The sequence below is a fragment of the Pseudoalteromonas luteoviolacea DSM 6061 genome, from assembly GCF_001625655.1.
Classification (GTDB): Bacteria; Pseudomonadota; Gammaproteobacteria; order Enterobacterales; family Alteromonadaceae; genus Pseudoalteromonas; species Pseudoalteromonas luteoviolacea.
This window is the reverse complement of sequence record NZ_AUYB01000092.1, coordinates 148,568-167,481: the sequence shown is the minus strand read 5'-3', so window position 1 is coordinate 167,481 and position 18,914 is coordinate 148,568. Positions and strand designations below refer to the sequence as shown.

The following is an 18,914-nucleotide window of genomic DNA, read 5'->3' as shown; positions in this document are numbered from 1 at the left end:
AATGTAACTGGGCATCATTGCTATGTTGTCCCAGTTTTAGCGCTTTCTTGAGGCAGTTGTAATTCACCAGAGATTAGTTTTGGTAATAAGGTGTCCCTTAGCTTTTCAAGACAGGATATTTGAGCACGATTACTTACCTGTTTATCTGCATATGACTTAAACGTGCCTTCGATCTTAGTCGCTATACTGACAGGTGGAAGAAGTACTTTTTGCTCAGACAAAATTTTACGACTGAGTTCCGTTTGTCCTGTGCTTCCCTCTCCTAAAGCTTCTATACGCCGCTCGTTCGCTAACATTAGCTGTCCGAAGGTATAAGTCATTATTTTATCAATATTAGGGCGAACAACTGTAACATGTGAATCCACAACAGTTGGCTCTGGTAAATTATGAACTTGAGCTACCCTTCCTAAAGTACCTACACCAGTTGAATTAACTAAAACATCACCAATCAACAACTCTCTACCTGCAACTTTTCTCAACTCTGGATTATTTCTTCTACACAATAAAAAGTTGATTTCATGATTTCTGATACATTTTTGGTTGATAACTTGAATTCCACCTTCTTCGGTATATTTAGGTGAAATGCCTCGACGTAATTCAGTTGTTACTTCTGATAATTGAGATACTATCCATCCCTTCGGTATCCAGCCATTGATGCCGATTGATGGTTCATCGGTTTGTTCAAACTCGCTTGGGAAGAGATTGAGGATGTCGGCTGGTAGTGGTTTTATATCAGCTTTACTATTGGCTGAAGGCACTGCCGAATCAAACAATTGGCGTTGTTCGAATCTAGCTTGCGCTTTTTTCTGTAATGCTTCTGGGAAGTCGTTCACACCGACACCACTGGCAAGGGCGTTGTCGAATACAGGGTCAAAATCAACAAACCAGCTTTTAAATAACGCTTGCGCCATTTGCTCTAGGGTTTGGTTAGTTTGGCGGTTGAGTTCTATTTTATCGTCAAGTGTAATTAAATTATGGACTATGTTTTCACGTATATGACGCTCAGGCCAAATTACAGAGAGACTATTCAAACCATAAAGAGGTAACTTTGCTTGAACAGCCCCTACCGTAGCTTCTTTAATTTGTTGTTGACCAACATAAGAATTTAAATAGTAATAAAGATAATGAGCATCAGAGTTATCCAAACCGCTTAACTTTGCACAGTTTTCTGTTTGTGAAGCTAAGTGCAACGATTTATCAATAATACTTATAAGACCAATAGTACCTACTATTGAAATTATTACGTCATTCTCTTCAACAATATAGTTTTTTATTGATGGAAAAACTTCATTTGGTACATACTCTAGCATATCTTTTGGTATATACCTTGTGCCCATATCTCTTACCCTGATATACGGATGCTCTGACTTATGTGACTGTAAGGCGCTCCCTTTGGGTAATCGTTTACCGCCTTTAATTTTTACAAGCTCTCCCAGTTGTAATACAGGCCAATTACTTACCATAACCCAACACCTCCAAGTTTTGACGGATCGCTTTATCTAACGTTTCAGCTTGTTCCATTTGGCTATAAAGGGTTTGGCTAAGTTCTTTCATCTTCACTTCGAACGGGATGCCGTCATCTTCAATCTCGGCAGCACCAACGTAACGACCTGGAGTCAAAACAAAGTCATTAGCCTTAATATCATCTAACGTAGCTGCTTTGCTATAACCGGCTTTATCTTCATACGGTTCAAGCGGTTCCGCTTCAAGTGCGGAATGACCGGGAGTGTTGCGCCATGCATGATAAGTACGCGCAATTTCTGCAATATCTTCCGTAGTGAGCTCTTTATGAACACGGCTCACCATGGTGCCCATTTCACGGGCATCAATAAACAAGGTTTCACCTTGGCGGTTACGGTAGCCTCGTTCAGTATCTTCTTTTTTATTCTTAGTGATAAACCATAAACATACTGGAATTTGCGTGGTGTAGAACAATTGCCCCGGCAGTGCAATCATGCAATCAACTAAGTCTTTTTCGATGATTTTTTGCCGAATTGCCCCTTCACCGCTCGTATTTGAGCTCATAGAGCCGTTAGCTAGAACAAAGCCCGCAGTGCCGTTTTCACTCAATTTTGAGATCATGTGCATGATCCACGCATAGTTAGCATTACCGGTTGGTGGCACATCAAAACCATCCCAGCGGTGGTCGTCTAAAAGCTCTTTATCACCACGCCATTGCTTTTGGTTAAACGGCGGGTTTGCCATGATGTAATCCGCTTTTAAATCTTCGTGCTGATCTTTAAAGAAAGTATCACCCGCTACTTCACCTAAGTTGCCCGAGATACCACGTACCGCTAGGTTCATTTTGGCTAGCTTGTAGGTGGTGTTTGTGTATTCCTGACCGTAAATGGCAATGTTTTTACGATTGCCTTTGTGGCTGTCGATAAACTTAAGGGATTGCACAAACATACCACCTGAACCACAGCATGGGTCGTAAATTTTACCTTTAAACGGCTCTATCATTTCAGCGATGAGCGCTACCACTGATTTTGGCGTGTAGAACTCTCCACCGCCTTTACCTTCGCTTGCAGCAAATTTACCTAAGAAGTATTCATATACTCGACCCACTAAATCTTCTTCGGTCATGTCACACTCGCTGGCAGCGGTGTCAATGTTATTGATGGTATCGATAAGTGACGCAAGCTTACTGGTAACAAGCCCTAAACGACTAAAGTAGTTTTCAGGGAGTGCGCCTTTTAATGACGGGTTGTTCTTTTCAACGGTGTGTAATGCCGTATCAATTTTTACTGCGATGTCATCTTGCTTCATATTCTTTTGAATATACGACCAACGCGCTTCCTCTGGTAAATAGAACACGTTGTCTTGCATGTAAAACTCAACTTGCTCTACAAAGTCCCCCATATTTCCGTCAATTAACGCTTGGCGCTTGTCTTCAAACTTGTCACTGATAAATTTTAGGAAGATAAGACTCAGCACGACGTGCTTATATTCGGATGATTCAACACTGCCACGTAGCTTATTGGCAGTATCCCAGAGGGTTTCTTCAAAGTTAGCGTCTGATTTTTTGCTTTTCGCAGTTGTCATTTTTAAATTCTATCCTGAACTTCTTATAAAGTTTCAAATACACTTATGCGCTATGTAGTTGAACTATTTAGTAATGCTTTTCAAATTTGAGCGAGTGGTGTGTTTTAAGTGAAAACCAAACCACCTGTTTTTAATGGCAATATCATACCCTTTTTGCTACCCAAAATTGAGCCCTAACGGATGTATTTTTGCATCGCATAAAAGTTGGCGAGCCCGTCACTGGCTAACCATACATCCCAACCCAATGCTCTTAATGCTACTAGTTGTGAGTGCTCTATCACCACGGCAAACTTTTTACGCGGCCAAGCGAGGTCAATCGATACCAATTCATTGCCATGTTTTATGCAAATACCTAGCTCAGGCGTGGGTAGCCGGTATGTTTGGCACTTTAACAATAGGCCCTTGAGGGCGGAGTCTGCATACTGGAGAACGTCTGAATATTCACTGCAATCAAATTTATGTTGCTCACGTCTAAGTTGATTTATTAGTAAGCGATCCTCGTGGGAAACATACATATGGTCATGGTTAGGCTGCTTAGTATGGCAATCTGCACACAGGGCTTTTAAATTGTTTACAGCGTTGTCTGTTTTTACACCATTAATATGATGCGTATGCAGCAATCGCTTGTGGTTTGAGAGTGCTACTCCACACTGCTCACAGGTATAGTTTTGCTGTTGACGGTAATTTGCAGATACCAGCTCCCAGTCCTTGGTGTAGCTGCCGATAGATTTTTTTTGGGTGGGGTAGTGTTTAAAGTAGGAGCTGTAAGACTCGAAGAGCTCTGCGAGATTCAGCTCTAAAAACACCTTGTCTTTTGCCTCCCCTTTGAGATCAGCATAGCCCTTGTAATTTAGAATGCGTAAACAATTTTTGCATACCCCCAGCTCAGCTTTGCCCTCTATTACCTCACCTCGGTAATGCTGATGCCCCACCACAGGGTAACTGCCACTAATGTCATTGGTCACTTGATAACGCTCAAAAAAGCCTTTATTGCGCATGTCTTCAATGGTACCGCACTCGGCAACATGCAAACGCCTTGCTTGCGCTATCTTACCATTATTTATGACTTCTTCGATGTGGCTCCTTTGCTCTGGAATATAAAGCATAATTTGCCGCCCCTTGTACGACAGCAAATTATGTGTGTTCTCAATATCCGAAAGCTCAAGGTCTTCTCCAAGTACCAACCCCTCACCCAAGCCACTGTCTATTTCACTTAACTGTTCAAGGCTTGCGTTTAATTCAATGTGCCTGCTGGGCGCGCCCATCTTTAAAGCTGCACTTTCAAGCTGCTCAAAGTTTATGGAAATTTCCATTACTCTTGCGCCTCTAAAATGCGCTTAATCTGAATGTGCGCATTGGTGATGGCCCTAAAGCTCACTCGCCGTGATTGCTCGGCGTCTTCTTTGCCGTTATCAGTCAAAATTAATCGCGACGAAGAAAAGCCAACCGCTGCGATATTGCGTTTTATCCAAGCCGTTTCTTCTGGCACTAAGTTATATAGATAGGCTAAAACCGCCCGAGTTCTGCCTTGTGACAGCTTCATATTTTTAAAATAGGCTTCTTCTTCGGTGCTACCTTTGTTCCACTCGCTACTGGTGTGGCCTTCAATCCTGACTTCGTCAATTGAACTTCGAAATGGCTTGAGTACGTTTAAATATCGCGGGAAAAAGTCATCTAGTATGCGTGCAAATCGTGGTTTAAAGTCAATTTCGCCGCCGTCAAACAACACATCTGGTGATTGAAAATTAAAAGCCAGTGTTTCTTTGTCGATCTCAGCGCCCCATTTTGCTAGGTCTTTTTCAAACTCTTTCATCAGCGAGTCATAAATGGCGACTTGGTTTTCTTGATAAGCGACCGCAACACTCTTTATTTTTTCATTTTCTTTCATGGTATGGCGCATAAATACAATGGCGATAAATAAAAACACCATCATTAAGCCCGCCATCAAATCTGAAATAGACAGCCAATGCTCACCGCCCTCTTCTGATGCTTTGCGCTTACCAAAAATATGCTCCATTACACCGTCGCTCCTTGGTCAACCACCCGCTTCATTTGCTGTGTTAGCACTTGGTAGTCATCTGCAAATTTGCCAGAGATTTGACCCAGCGAATTAGCCATCAACTGCAGTGCCCGTGTGAGTTCTTCTTGCATCGACTGGTCAATCATTTTGAGCTGATTTTCAACGGTTTCATGTGTTTTAGTTAGTTGTTGGTTCGCGGCTTCTTCAATGGCCACAAACGTACGCTGGGTTTGTTGCATTTGCTCTTGAGCTACTTGCTCAACAATGCGTTTAATATGTTCGGTGACTTCATTATTGGTTGTAACAAAGGTATCCCTTGCTTGTTTGGTATCTTGCGCAAGCTCCGAATTTGCCTCTTTAAACGTGGTGGTCATGGTGCGTGCTTCAACGACCACTTTTTCAATTAAGTCACGCATGTTGTTGTTTAAATCAGAAACCGCATCTTTAATATGCTGCTGCATCTTGTCACTGCCATCGGCTAAGTGATCTGAGCTGGTTTGCAAGCTTTCATTTGTTCTGGAAGCTGAATGTGTAAACTCTGTGCTGGCAATATCCAGCGCTTTACCCATATTTTCTGAGCTACTGATCAGTTTGTTGCCAACAGCGTCAATACCTTGCTCAGTAGTACTAACAAACTTATCCAATAGCGCTTCTGAGCAGCTCATGTGTTTATTTATGTATTCATCAGAATGCGTTAATAATGATGTGTAATGTATGCTTGCTTCTTCTACCGCAGCTCCAATATCCTGAACTGTTTTTTCAACATGTTGCTGTATTTGAGGTACTGCTTCCACAGCTTTGTCGCGCATTTGCTCAAATGCGGCTAAATGCCTTTCTAGTTCAGCCAATTGGTGCTGATTGACTTCCATGACATCTGTGAGGGTATCCATAGACTGCGGAATAGATTTAGCATGTTCATTAATGCTTGCCACTGATCCTTCGGTTTTAACAATGGCTTCAACCCCGTGGCTGTACTGTGCTTTCATTTCTTCGAGTTGAATACGGTAGTTTTCTTGCCACTCAACGAGTTTAAACACTGCCTCATTAAGCTTTTTAAAGTTGTCGCCAAACTGCTCAGTGAGCTTTTGATTAAAATCAGCAATCACGCTATTTAAAGCGGCAATAATTTCTTCTGTCGCCGATTTAGACAATGTATCTGCAAAGTCTTGCAGTTTGATCCAAAGCTTATCTGCAAATTCTGTTTGCCTTTGCGACTGTGCCTCAAATTGCTCTTTTTGCAATGCTTGTGCTTGCTTAAAATTATCGTTGCCATCTGATCGCAATAATTTAATTTGGCCCAGCAAAGTGCTTTCTTCATTTCCGACTAGTGCATCTTTTAGCTCGCTGGTTGCAACCGTTTGCGCTTTGATGGCTGCTAAAATGGCCTCTGGCGAAGCGTCCGATACAGCTTCGACCTCACTTTGCGTAAAAATAGTGGTTTGAGCGAATTTAAAAATAATGGACAACAGCAAACCCAATAAACTGGTAATAAAGGCAGTTTTAAGCCCATCGAGTAATGCTGAAATACTTGAGTCTATTTGCGTATGATCAAAGTGGAATAAACCTAAAACTATACCTAGAAACGTACCAAAAATACCTGCTGTCGTTAATAGCGTAGGGACATAGTTTACAAACTCAGGATGTTTTTTATTTTTAGCATGCCAAAAACCAAATATGAAAATAGCCAAAAGCACACCACAAATAATAATGGTCACCATACCGGTGTTAGAATCGATAAAACTGCTAGTTACTGCCGATTGCATAAAAAGTCCTTTTCAACTCAAATGAAAATATTTATAGCCAAATGCGCAGGATGTTACCCAAATCAGGGTTTCAAAAACATTACAGTATATTACAGCAGAGTTAAAGTATAATTATCAACCAAATCTAAAGCACAACCACCTGAAAAATATAATTATTTAAGTAATTTAAAGAATAAAAGACGCCTCCTATTTTAATTGAGCAGAGCCAGTACAGTGTATATTATTAACTGGGTTTCTTGGCTAGCTCATTAAAAACACTCAAGCCGTTGTTACTTATACTCTCTCACTGCTTGTTCAAAGTGCTTATTAAACAATGCAAACATATTGCGTTTACGCTTATTACTATGCGCGAGACCACCAATTAATTGATAAAACGGCTTCAGCGCTTTGCTTGGCAGCTTTTTTTCTAGGCTTAGGAGTAGTTTGATGACTTCTTGGTATGCGTCATTATTGGTCCAATTGATTTTCTCTTTGACGACTTGTTCATATAAGTCAAGGGATTGTGTAGGTGATGAGTTAATCAGCGCATTAGCCAGTTTAATTTTTAACTCATCACTTGCATTGTAGCTTTCTATCAATTGGCACGCTGGTTTAAGGTTTTTCTGTGCTATATAAAACGCCAATAGGTTCTCAAAAGCGACTTTATTGTATGGTGTATTTAATTTTGTCGCGGCAATAAACTCTTGCTCAACCCGTGAGACAAATTCCTCGTCAACTATGTCGTGTTGCTTTTTAAATAAAACCAGTGCTTCATATTCATAAAAACTAGGACGGGCTTTAAATACTTGATTGGCCAACTTCCACGCGTTTTTCAGCTCCCCATGATGTAGCTTAATTTTTATCGCTAGCCTGTCACACGCGGTGGTATCAAGGCTGTCGTTTACTTTTCGTGCCTTTGCTAGCCAATGTTCAGCATCAAGGTCGTCGTTGTTATCAAGGCAAAGTTCTGCAATTTCTAAATAATCTCTGCTTGTTACGGCAACTTTTAGTTTTATGTTTACTTTGTCTTGCCAGCTATTCGCAGACCTCAGTAACACATCAACTACAGATTTGCTCACCCAACCACCTTGCTCCATTTGGGGCTGCTCAATGTACTGTTTGCACTTAATTAAAAATGCGCTATTGGTTTGAACTTCACTGGCAAAATTGGACTCGATAGATGGAAATACATCAAACTTGGGGTTAACCAAATTATCAAATAACCACCTTGCTTTTTCGTCTTCACTCCAAGGGAGAGCTGTAAACACCTTTGGCATGTGTTCATACAACGTGCCTTCTATACCAAAGCGTGCCCCACTGGAGTCATCAATTCTTAACAGTACTTTATTCAGACGTTCTAAAATATAATTGAGCAATTTCCACTGAACTGTGACTTCCAGTGTATTTAACAACGTCCAAATGGCGTCTAACTGTTTCTCTGCGTTCAAAAAATAGCGGTCTACTTCTCGCCATTCCCAAATATCCTGTAGCGGAAGTGCTTTTGTTATAATTGACTTTAACTCTTTATAGCTCACACTCCCCTTTGATAGCAGAGCTTTACTTAACATTTGCTGCCAAAGTAAGTCATCTTTAGCCAATAAATCCAAGTACATTTGCATCAAAACATCTGGATTCTTTGCATTTAGGGTGTCATTAACATACTGTTTTATTTGCTCTCTTTCTGAGTCTGAGTCCGCGACTTTGGTTGCACCTTCAGGTCTCAGTAAAGTCAATGATGTGGCTACTATATGCTTACACATTGATTGATAACGGGCAGCAGGACAATTACAAGCCCACCAATTAAGTGCTTCAGGATCTAATTCAACGTCGTAATCCGAAGACCCTTGCACTACTGCATGAATGGCTTCGTTTTTAAAAGACAGCTTTTTCACTTCATCTTTATTTGCTAACGCTCTGCCTTTTAAAAATATTTTTTCATCATCACACAGCTGTTTAATGTCGGATTCGGTAAAGGCTACTTTGATTGACGGTTTTGGACTCATATCAGATTCACAAATTAGTTATAAAATACAATTTTAACAAACAATAAAACTTATCATTTTTACTCAATTAACAAGGGTGCAATTCCCAGTATTTCTGATCTTCTAACACCATAGGTTTGAGCCTCCTTTGACTGGCAGGTTTGCGGTCAAAAAAGTAATGATATAAGTCTGTAATTAAATAGTTATGCTGAAATATATAAGAGTGATTCAATTTGACTTTATTCAACCACTTATTAGTTAATGGAGACGCATCAATAGTGTCCATTCCATCTACAACGGTTATTGGATCAGAAAACCCTAAACGATCGGAGTTATTGACCAATTTAGACACCATCAATGCTTTATCCTTCTCGCAAGCATAAATAGAGACGCCTTCAGACGAACTTAAATAACGAGCGGCGTATTGCTTTTTAAAAGCTTGTCGATCGATATCAGGCGCTGCCAAAGCAATTCGTAGCTTGGCCTGTAAGCCCGGCTCTGACTTCGCTAAGTATTTAATTGCTTCAGATAAACAATAGCTGCCCATACTATGGGCTAAAATATAGATGTTTTTAGCTTTAGAGTTAGAGATATCTTGAATTAATTTAGCGAGGTGCTCCCCCGCACCAACAGCCCTTTCTTTGTCACCTGCGTAGTCTTTTAACGAGCCAAACGAAGGCCAGCTAAAGAGCACAAACTCGCCTTTATATGCTAAATCAAACTTCAGCTGTGCCGAATGATATAAAGCACTTTCAAAAGACACATTGTAGCCATGTATGAAAATAAGCGCAGAATCTGAATCATTAAAGTCAGATAAAAAATCCCCCTCGTCCATAGGCTGTAAATCCCTAATCACAATGTGTTTAGATTTGTTTTCAGCCTCTACACCAAAAATGCTTAATGCTTTGTCAAAAATAGATGGACGCTCTATCCGACCGGAAACGTGATCAACAGGTATCGATAATTGCGCATGACCGTAATTCACAGTCTCTGATATCTTATTGGTATATTGCTGCAATGCAGTATCTAAAGTCTCACGTGTCGTTGCATACTTAACGTTAATAAGTGTGCTATCTAATTGCGCCTCCTCTGGCAAAAGCGCATCTAAGTCGACCTTGATGTAATCTTTATGTTTAATGACTTTGTCACCTTCAGAGTATCTATTTTCTGAAGGTAATTTGAAACTCGCTTCGTTTAAGAACTTTTGTCGATGTAATGCTCGTATTTCTTCTATTGAGCCAAATCCTGTAGCCATATCAAGCTCAGACCGAAAAGCATGCTCGACCATTTCAGAAGGTATATCGAATGTATTTTGATTATACATCTCTAATAACCATAGAATTATTGGCAGCTTGTAACTAACATGTTTGTGGGTATTCATGTAAGGTTTTGGTTTGACACTCTCAATAACCAATACGTCACTCAAGAGTTCCAACAATTCATATATATCAAAGCTATACTCACCTCTATTAGTGATGACTTTAAATGTATCTTCATCATAAAGAGCATAAAAATATCTATTGCTAGAACATAGCTTATACTCTCTAGGTAGAGTTTCAGGTAAAATACGTCTTAAAGACGCTAATGTCAGATTACCTAGCTTTTGATTGAGCATGTAGTTAAGTATCCTTGTATTGTAACGGTTTTAAAATTTTCTTATATACTGCCTGCGGCCGATAAAACTATAAATGTGGGCCCTTCTAAACATAACAATTAAGTTTCATTGATATGGAGTTCGGCAGACTTCTATAAGGTTGATAATCATTTTCACATACTACTTTCAACCCATATACCTCATCGCGCAATATGAAAAAATTTATTGATAATAATATGAGGTCATAAAAACAAAAAACAATACAACCTGTCGAGAATTAAGTATTTAAAACGCTAAATAGGGTTACCATACGAAATCCAGCCACTAAAAAACCTAACACTCAACATTAAAATCAACAACTTATGTTGCAATTCAAATTACACATTTATAATCACAGGTAATAAATTAATGAAGTACATTACCCATTAATTAGAGTCTGGTTAACAATTTAGGGCGTCCTTTATGATATTAACCCCTTTGAATCTGACGAGGTAAACAAGCTGGCCGATGAATATACCATTGCAGGACAAATAAATAATAATTAAATGGCGTAGTAGACCAGCCTAATTTTATATGGATAATATATTCATACCAAGATAATAAATCCCGAATTCAACTCCGAAGTGCGACACTCTTTAATATCAAGCAGCCATACCGTGTTCTTTAAAAATAATGGCTGGTTGCTTGAACCCTAAACACTTTCTGGGGCGGTAGTTAATCCTTGATTGAGCGAACTGAATATCTTCATCTGTAACTTGTCTTAAATCCACACCCTTTTTCACATATTGCCTCAATAGACCATTTGCGTTTTCGTTTGCACCTCGCTCTCAGAGCTATATGGGTGCGCAAAATATATTTTAGTATCCAGTGCTGCGCCAATCTGCGCATGTCCTGCAAATTCTCCTCCATTATCTGCTGTGATTGTGTGTACGCACTCTTTAAATGGCATAAGCATCTCTATTGTCGCCTTTGTGACTGCATCAGCCGATTTTGATGGCACTTTTTTCGCTAAATAAAAACGACTTTTTCGCTCTAAGATGGTCACTATCGCGCCAGTTCCATGTTTACCTAACACTGTGTCAATTTCCCAATCGCCAAATCGTTCTCGACTTTCAACAATCACTGGTCGCTCATCAATTGATACCGCATTTTTAATCGTTGGCGCCTTATCTTTTAAGCCTCTACGATATCGCTTATGTCCTTGTCTTAAATGGCGATAGAGCTTGCCACCTCGAAATTTATCTCGGGCTATATAACGATAAATCCACTCATGGCTGACGGTTTCACCTACGCTTGTAAGCACATTGGAAATTTGCTCAGGACTCCAATCGATACTAAGCAGAAAGCAAACATATTCCATGCGCTGAGGCGGTATCCGATACTTGCGAGCAGCCTCACGCCTTTTAACAAAATAAGCATGCGCATTTTGAGGGCAATATTGCCCATGCGTTTGATTTCTTTTCAGTTCACGATACACCGTTGCACGGTGGCACTTCACTTTTTTTGCTATTTCGGAGATTGAAATTCCTAGTTCCAAAAGGGCAGAAATCTGGTATCTTCTCCCCTCGGTCAACTGCTGATAACTCATAGTAGTATTGCTTGTTTCTTTGGCGAGAAGAGCGTACCACTTTCGGCAGTTGGCTTCCTCATCTACGCCTTTCTATGAGTGTCGCACTTATTATCTGAAATCAGGATTAGATAATTGACAGAATATGTCAACATAACCACAAAGCCTTAATCGAATTCAGTCTGCATTAGAATAAGTAGAGGCTTTATAACAGCCTCTACACAATCTAAAGTTTAGTAGTTAGCCTTTCTTAACACGCAAAGTTAATAAGAATAAACTGTATAATCTCGATCTGGTGCTGGGCTATGATCATAACCTAAGTCCCAGGCTTCAACAGCACGCGTAGTGCCACCTGCATTTTTGCAAATAATTTCAGATACAACGTATCTATATACATATTGTCCATCCGCTAAAACCGTGCCTTCGGTAGTAAAATGTGCACTGTTAAAAGCCAGCCCTTGTTTGCTTTCAATAACATTGGGGGCTTGCCCTACTAAATTCGAAAAAGTGCACTGACCATCTGGTGCATTATTATTTACGAAGGCTGCTGATACATAATTTATATTTTCATAATACCCAGCATGACTACCATTTACCCAACCTGATACTGCCACCTGACTTTCCCAGTTAATGGTCGGTGCAGCGGGGATTTTATGGTGTACCGTATAGGTTTTACTGTCACTATAACAAGTAATTTGTAAAGACTTAGGCATGCTCTCAAAACCACCGGGTAATGTGCCTGTAATAGCAGTATTCCCTTGTACAGGTAACTCTGCCAACACTTGCCATGTATTTTCATTTATTACTTGCGCATTGGGGCAGTTTACATCCGCATCCGTGACAAAAAACCGCGCAGAAAGGTGTAATGCACTGCGGCTTTGCACCTGAACTTCACTAATGGGACCATGTGTATATTGCGTACTAATACCTGCTTGCGCATCTGTATCGTAGATCACTTCATTGGAAACGGCTGACATAGAAACTACAGCACACATTAAAGCTATTTTATTAATCATCATAATTCCTTTTTAATTTTGGTTGAATGTGGCGCCCGTTCTGTTCAATTAATAGACATCACGTTCCTACTATATTTCCAAGTCACCGCCTGCCAATATAGTCTATATTGCTAATTTCAATTTTCCTCATAAGATGCCATGCAAGAATCATAAGTAAGCTCCATATCACTCACCGTCAAACTTTTGATCACCTGTATACGGTATGTATGTGTTAAAAGGGGTCTGCTTTAATAAAACAGGACTCTTTGATAATGCAATATAATCCAATTATTGAAGTGTGAAATGACAAAACGAACAAGCAGAGTTACGCGGCAGAATTTGAACAAGAAGCTGTGACATTGATAACCGAAGCAAGGCAGCACCGTCTTTAGGTATCACAGATAATGTCGACGACAAAGCTATCAATGCTGTCCTTGCTCTTGTCATTCCAACCTAAGCTCCACCTTGAACTGGATGTTTAAACAGTAGTCTAAAAGCTAATTTTAGGCGATTAATTTGTGCCTGTCCTATTTCGTTCCCATAAAGCATTAAAAATCCAGCTAAAGCAAAAAATAAAAATCCTATAAACATAGAGAAAATACAATTTGCTTTGCTAGATTCTTAAATTGTAACCTAAATAGGATAGCTTTGATGAAATCCACAATTCTTCCCTGGGCATATCACGCCGCCTTCATGGGTTTACCCCATGTAAGGCTTTGCTACATTTGCTATGGGTTAATAATTATGTATCTTGCTTGCACGTAGTGAGGGAGTGCAGAGCAATTAATAGCGCCATTTTGACTATCAATATACACATCTAGACTTTTACCCGCTGCAAGTGCGGCTAAAGCTATGGCATTACCTTTATCTGAAGGTGGACAAATCCATTTTCCATTTGAGCCTGATGTCTTGAAAGCTGTATTACCATTACACTGCGATGGGTAATCCATCACCCAAGTAACCGTGCCTTTACAATTGATATCCTGAGCGCTTGCCAATACAGGGAGTAAAGTAAGTAGGGCTATAAATAATTTTTTCATGGTACCTGCTTTAAATTTAACGCCTATATTACAAGGCAAAACTTGGTTGGCTATAATACGAAGTGTTGCAAAACCAGCCAACAGACCTTTGCCCACTTTTTTTGAACAGTTTGTTATATGCCGTTAAGGTACGCTTTATTAAAAGGGCCATAATAGATGCTACTACCTTTGGTCTTAAGCTCAATAATAGCATGATTACCCATAGCAGAGTGAACAACATAGTTTTTCCCATTGTACATAGCGCTACAACGATTAGAAAGCTTACTATGGGTCAATTTTGCTAGAACATATTAGCTTTAAGGTCCATTCAGCTTATTTCCATCAACAAGAGTTACCAATATGGGATTTCGCAACAGACGGACAACTTTCTGCAAAAATCAAATTTACTAGTAAAAAGTAAGACAAAAACAAAAGGGTGTTATAGGCATATAACGCATCAAGCTTGCGCATTTAAGGTCGCAGCAAGTAAAAGAAAAACTGGGCAGGCACTTTTTGAAAGATTAGAAAGGATAAGGTAAACATCTTCGGCCTCAACTCACTGTAATCAAGCTATGCACTCAAGGAGCTATCTTAATTCTGAAAAATTCTACGTTAGGAAAATTTTCGTATTATTAGGCATGTAGACGTTTCACTTTATAAAGGTCTGAACTACGATCAAACCTACCCGACTCTTTTGAATCAATTCACATAATTATACGAATGAGCTGTACAAAAATCGGGGCAGTTACATAATGATTAATTAATAACCTCGTTGACCTGTCTATGGCTTTATAGTTTACAGTTTGCTCTTTTCTTGAGGAGGGGCCCTTCCCTCGCTTTATCAACTTTGTATATTCAGGAGCAAACAATGAATATCACTATCCGAACTGAGCATGATGTAGATATAAAAGAGATTACATCTATCACCAAACAGGCATTTGCCAACGTTGAACATTCAAACCACTGCGAGCACTTTGTTGTTGGAGCCCTACGTGAAGCTGGCGTACTTACCGTGTCTTTGGTGGCGGAGTTTGAAGGCAAAATCATTGGTCATGTAGCGGTATCCCCTGTAGAGATATCAAACGGTTCATCCAATTGGTTTGGGTTGGGTCCGGTTTCTGTTTTACCTAAATATCAGGGTCAAGGAATTGGTTCCAAGCTTATTAATCAGGCGCTTTTAAATCTAAGGTCAAGCAATGCTGAGGGCTGTGTAGTGCTGGGCGATCCGAACTATTACGGGCGATTTGGCTTTAAAGCTGAGCCAAGCATGGTCTTAGAAGGTGTGCCAGCTGAGTATTTTCAATCTCAGAGTTTTGGTTGCGATATGCCTAAAGGCAATGTTACTTATCATGAGGGGTTTTACTGCACCAGTTAAACATAACAAATCGCGAAAAAGCCCCGTCAAGGGGTTAATGACGGAGCTTGATATGGATACGGTTAATTTTTACCACGATATTAGCGTGACCAGCTTGCTCTGTCGGTTAATACCGAGAAGTTGTCATCGCTCACTTTTAACAAGAATTCGCGGCCACCTTGACCGTAGTAGCAACCATGACCACGAACAAACTTACCCACTACAGTATGTTGGCCGTGTTTCCCTTTGCAAATAAACACATCAAACCCTTCATTGCCGCCTACCACAGCATTGGATCTAATGTTATTTGGTAGTGCGCCAGGCACATAAGGGCCATGTAAACGGCGGTCCCAAACAAGATTTCCAAACTTAGTGAGTAGCGACTTGTAGTTGTGGGTGCCGTATTCACGACCACGATAACTGATGTAACACTTACCGTTTACCGCTTTGCCTGGTAGGTTTGAATGACGGCAAACATAAACTGGCGAGCTTGGGTCATGCTGACCGGCGTATACGCCTGAGCCATCATTCGCTGTAGCTTGGCTTTTCAGTTTCCATCCGGTGTCATAGCGCCACGTGCTAGGATCAGAATAAGCTAAAGCTGAACCACTTATTACTAAAGATGCCGCTAAAAAACATAGACTTGATAGTGTGTTTTTCTTCATTTTTATACTCGTAAAATCATTTTGTAGAATCCAATTCACAGCCAGTAAATTAACTTACAATCAATTACTTAAGCTGCCCGAGTATTGTTAAAAGAGACCACTAGTTTGAACAAGAAAAACTAAGTGAAAGCAAGGTTAATTACGGTAAACCTACCTTAACAGTATGATTTTTACGAGTATATTATAAAAAGTAATGTCAGTTAATGTGCATGGCGCTATGCCTTTGAGACCAAAATTAACCTGAGCGTTAGCAAATAAGTGCAAATAGCCAGCATGTATCTCGGTTAAATAAAAAAGCCAAAGCAATCGCGGGCTTAGCCCGCAATTAAATTCATACTATTAGCGAACGATTGCAGCTATAAGCCATTTACCCAGTCGAGGTGATTACTGGTGAATATTTCCAACCCTTTACGTCGCATTCTTTCGATCCAGTCTTCGGCTTTATTCACGCCAACGTCGTGATATTCCACTGCCGCTTTTTGTAATAAACGGTGCTCGTTTTGAATTGTTGTCGGCATAAGGGCTGCATCATCCGTATTTACACAAACAGTGATTGACCCTTTTCTCAGGCCGTATCGGTTATATTCACTGCCTTTTTCGAGCAAAGTTTGATTGGGTGGATCCCACCTAAATACAGGGTGTTCATGGTAATGCTCAAAGCGCCCAATATAAATGTTGGATGTCGGGCATGCTTCTAAAATAACCCCCTGTGCGGCATATTTTTCCATTTGCATATCTTGAATAGCTTCGTACAAATTGAGCTCAGCTTTAGATACCGAGTCGTAAAATATGCCATCTTCAACCTTAAATGGTTCTTCTCCATGCTGTGGCTCACAATGTACGATGACTGTTTGCTCTCGAGCCTCATAATAATGGTCTTTTACAAGATGTGCAGTCGTATACTTTTTCCAAAGTTTAAACGCCACATCAGAAACTCCAAAAGTCGTTCGTTTGTCAAAGTCAATAATCCAGTCCTTATGTAATGGATTAAGGTGTTCAATATGGGGGGAAGAATCAGTACTTGCTTCAAGGTCGTGGGTTTCTGGACAGTTTCGCCTTAGTTTCCATGCTTCAAAAAGATCTCTGACCATATATTTGTGGTCATTGTCTTTGAATAAGTGCATCGACCAATAGTGAATTTTGTCTTGCAACAATTGCAAAACACCCGCAAATTCTGGTGCATGTTGTGTGACCTCTAACGCTTTTTGATAACACCAAACTAGGTTATCGAGGTGGTCACCCAAGCTAATGTATGCAGTTTTTTGTCGTGTCGCCCAGGCTATTGGCATAACACCTAGTGCCAAAGCATGACCTAGCCGATCACCCATTTTAAAATCGCAAAATAGCACCGCTTCATCAATGGCTCTCAAGCCACTTAGCAAATGGCTATAATCTTCACCAGAATGCACAGTTAAAAATGGTCGTACAAAGCGTTTACTATACATGCTTACAGTCGGGTGTTTGGCGCTTCTTATTACCCTTAATGCAGGCGCAAATGTTTCGATGGGCAATTCATTTTCATTTCCGGCAACATCATAACCTCTTATCGCTTTTCTCAGATCAATATTGCGACTTTCAATACCGCGACGTTTAAGATCAAATGCCCCCACTTCTGAGTCCGAAAAGTTCACAGAGCCCTTAAATTGTTGAAGTGCTGCGACTTGTCTTCTTAACTCTTGGCGAACTTGGCTTTGAAACTTATCCTCTCTTGCAGAGCGACCTTTTTTAATTGAGCGCGAAAAATGAATAACAAAGTGTATGTTCTCTGCCAACGCATGCTTTAAAGCTGCCTCGAGTCCTTTTTGTAGTCCTTTGGTAGACACTCCGCCTTTCTCGGTGACAACCAAACCGGGTGCCACACGAAACTCTCGATACGTTCTCTGATCTATGTCTGATACTAAGGCATCAAGGCGCGTATTATTTTGGTGCTGTGAAGAGCTTTGTTTACGCCCAGAAAACCCAAACGACTCAACAAACTGACCGAGGCCCGTGCCCCACACTATCATATAGTTTCTGAGTACATTCGAAACGCGTATAAAGCTGTCCGCCACCGCTTGGCCCGGCTCATCGATACTGAGTATGCCTAAACAAAAGAGTAACCAACGGACATCCGAACGCACTGGTTTACAATGAGATTGCAACATCGCTTGCTGTGCCAGTGTGCTGGCTTTATTTGTAGTCAAAAAATATAGCGCGTTACATGTATCGCTATCAAAGGAGAGGTGTTTTAAGTCAACACATAACACATCTGGGTCTCCACTAAACGCATACTCGACCAACCTACTCGACAATTGATAACTCCAAGCGGGCAACTCTGCTTTACTCAAAAGTCCACTTTCAAACAGAGTATACTCAGGCCGCGTTGGCCAACGCTTGTCTTTAATAGATTCACCATACAAGGCAAAGCTCAACATCGAAGGCCCAGTATGACCGTGACCACCCAAATGTACATGGTTGTCGGCAAAACGTTTTCCCGCCCGATCATTTGCTAATGCATGGGGACATTGCCACTCAACCACGCAATTTAAAATATCTTGAGGGCTGATTCCGTGATCTCTGGCAAGATCTGCATACGCTTGCGCAATGATCCAACTACCATCGGTTAGAGACAGTAATTCTAACCATTGTTCCAATCTATGAGGCTTTACTTCAAAGTGGCTGCCTTGCCACTCCAAATATGTGTTTGCAAGGCGTGAGAGCACAGATTTAACAGTTGTACTGTCACTATACCCAAATGCCTTTGCTTGATAAGTAATGTCTTCATTTCTGAGGTTACGAAAAATATAGGGTTGAAAAGCCCGCACACTGTTGTACAACCTCAGAACCTGCCCAGTTGAAGATTTCTCATCACTCAATTGCGCTTGTTTTAGCTCAATATCAGAAGATAAAAACGCCACATCGCATAATATACTGTCGTTTACTATCAGCATA

General features: G+C 40.5%; 12 protein-coding genes and 1 pseudogene. 1 reads left to right on the top strand and 12 read right to left on the bottom strand.

Annotation, left to right across the window (positions count from 1 at the left end):
* Positions 1-20 precede the first annotated feature (20 nt).
* The 10 genes and pseudogenes from N475_RS06680 to N475_RS06635 all read right to left on the bottom strand — a co-directional run bounded on the left by N475_RS06680 (position 21) and on the right by N475_RS06635 (position 13,985).
* Positions 21-1,463, bottom strand: a complete 1,443-nt coding sequence (locus N475_RS06680) for a restriction endonuclease subunit S (RefSeq protein WP_063364912.1) — start codon at positions 1,461-1,463, stop codon at positions 21-23.
* Positions 1,453-3,045, bottom strand: coding sequence for a type I restriction-modification system subunit M (locus tag N475_RS06675; RefSeq protein WP_063364911.1), 1,593 nt, complete (start codon positions 3,043-3,045; stop codon positions 1,453-1,455). The genes N475_RS06680 and N475_RS06675 overlap by 11 nt, the downstream gene beginning before the upstream one ends.
* A 173-nt stretch (positions 3,046-3,218) precedes the next feature.
* A complete protein-coding gene (locus N475_RS25940; protein WP_063364910.1) occupies positions 3,219-4,358 on the bottom strand; it encodes an HNH endonuclease in 1,140 nt (379 codons plus the stop codon).
* Positions 4,358-5,062, bottom strand: a complete 705-nt coding sequence (locus tag N475_RS06665) for an OmpA family protein (RefSeq protein ID WP_063364909.1) — start codon at positions 5,060-5,062, stop codon at positions 4,358-4,360. The genes N475_RS25940 and N475_RS06665 overlap by 1 nt, the downstream gene beginning before the upstream one ends.
* Entirely contained in the window at positions 5,062-6,828 is a 1,767-nt protein-coding gene (locus N475_RS06660; protein ID WP_063364908.1) for a MotA/TolQ/ExbB proton channel family protein, read from the bottom strand. The genes N475_RS06665 and N475_RS06660 overlap by 1 nt, the downstream gene beginning before the upstream one ends.
* A gap of 269 nt (positions 6,829-7,097) precedes the next feature.
* Positions 7,098-8,810: an SWIM zinc finger family protein gene (locus N475_RS06655; RefSeq protein ID WP_063364907.1), complete on the bottom strand. Its 1,713-nt coding sequence runs from the start codon at positions 8,808-8,810 to the stop codon at positions 7,098-7,100.
* A 67-nt stretch (positions 8,811-8,877) separates the two neighbouring features.
* Positions 8,878-10,404 (bottom strand): alpha/beta hydrolase, encoded by a 1,527-nt coding sequence (locus N475_RS06650; RefSeq protein ID WP_063364906.1) that lies wholly within the window; start codon positions 10,402-10,404, stop codon positions 8,878-8,880.
* Between the two features lie 620 nt (positions 10,405-11,024).
* A pseudogene (locus N475_RS06645) lies at positions 11,025-11,971 on the bottom strand (IS30 family transposase).
* A gap of 242 nt (positions 11,972-12,213) precedes the next feature.
* Positions 12,214-12,966 carry a hypothetical protein gene (locus N475_RS06640; RefSeq protein WP_063356471.1) on the bottom strand — a complete coding sequence of 251 codons (753 nt, stop codon included), beginning with the start codon at positions 12,964-12,966 and terminating at the stop codon, positions 12,214-12,216.
* 707 nt (positions 12,967-13,673) lie between these two features.
* Positions 13,674-13,985 carry a hypothetical protein gene (locus tag N475_RS06635; protein WP_063356593.1) on the bottom strand — a complete coding sequence of 104 codons (312 nt, stop codon included), beginning with the start codon at positions 13,983-13,985 and terminating at the stop codon, positions 13,674-13,676.
* A gap of 847 nt (positions 13,986-14,832) precedes the next feature.
* Between N475_RS06635 and N475_RS06630 the strand changes: the two genes are divergently transcribed.
* A complete protein-coding gene (locus N475_RS06630; RefSeq protein ID WP_063356472.1) occupies positions 14,833-15,339 on the top strand; it encodes a GNAT family N-acetyltransferase in 507 nt (168 codons plus the stop codon).
* An 80-nt stretch (positions 15,340-15,419) separates the two neighbouring features.
* Here the strand turns inward: N475_RS06630 and N475_RS06625 are convergent, their stop codons facing one another.
* Entirely contained in the window at positions 15,420-15,983 is a 564-nt protein-coding gene (locus N475_RS06625) for a DM9 repeat-containing protein (protein ID WP_063356473.1), read from the bottom strand.
* A 356-nt stretch (positions 15,984-16,339) separates the two neighbouring features.
* Positions 16,340-18,913, bottom strand: coding sequence for an antiviral RADAR system adenosine deaminase RdrB (gene rdrB / locus N475_RS06620; RefSeq protein WP_063364905.1), 2,574 nt, complete (start codon positions 18,911-18,913; stop codon positions 16,340-16,342).
* Position 18,914 lies beyond the last annotated feature (1 nt).

Bases quoted from the DNA above. Each gene is read 5' to 3' on its own strand.
- N475_RS06655 (WP_063364907.1), bottom strand. From the start codon at position 8,810: ATGAGTCCAAAACCGTCAATCAAAGTAGCCTTTACCGAATCCGACATT.
- N475_RS06630 (WP_063356472.1), top strand. From the start codon at position 14,833: ATGAATATCACTATCCGAACTGAGCATGATGTAGATATAAAAGAGATT.
- N475_RS06625 (WP_063356473.1), bottom strand. From the start codon at position 15,983: ATGAAGAAAAACACACTATCAAGTCTATGTTTTTTAGCGGCATCTTTA.
- rdrB (WP_063364905.1), bottom strand. From the start codon at position 18,913: ATGCTGATAGTAAACGACAGTATATTATGCGATGTGGCGTTTTTATCT.
- N475_RS06650 (WP_063364906.1), bottom strand. From the start codon at position 10,404: ATGCTCAATCAAAAGCTAGGTAATCTGACATTAGCGTCTTTAAGACGT.
- N475_RS06675 (WP_063364911.1), bottom strand. From the start codon at position 3,045: ATGACAACTGCGAAAAGCAAAAAATCAGACGCTAACTTTGAAGAAACC.
- N475_RS06640 (WP_063356471.1), bottom strand. From the start codon at position 12,966: ATGATTAATAAAATAGCTTTAATGTGTGCTGTAGTTTCTATGTCAGCC.
- N475_RS06680 (WP_063364912.1), bottom strand. From the start codon at position 1,463: ATGGTAAGTAATTGGCCTGTATTACAACTGGGAGAGCTTGTAAAAATT.
- N475_RS06660 (WP_063364908.1), bottom strand. From the start codon at position 6,828: ATGCAATCGGCAGTAACTAGCAGTTTTATCGATTCTAACACCGGTATG.
- N475_RS06635 (WP_063356593.1), bottom strand. From the start codon at position 13,985: ATGAAAAAATTATTTATAGCCCTACTTACTTTACTCCCTGTATTGGCA.
- N475_RS06665 (WP_063364909.1), bottom strand. From the start codon at position 5,062: ATGGAGCATATTTTTGGTAAGCGCAAAGCATCAGAAGAGGGCGGTGAG.
- N475_RS25940 (WP_063364910.1), bottom strand. From the start codon at position 4,358: ATGGAAATTTCCATAAACTTTGAGCAGCTTGAAAGTGCAGCTTTAAAG.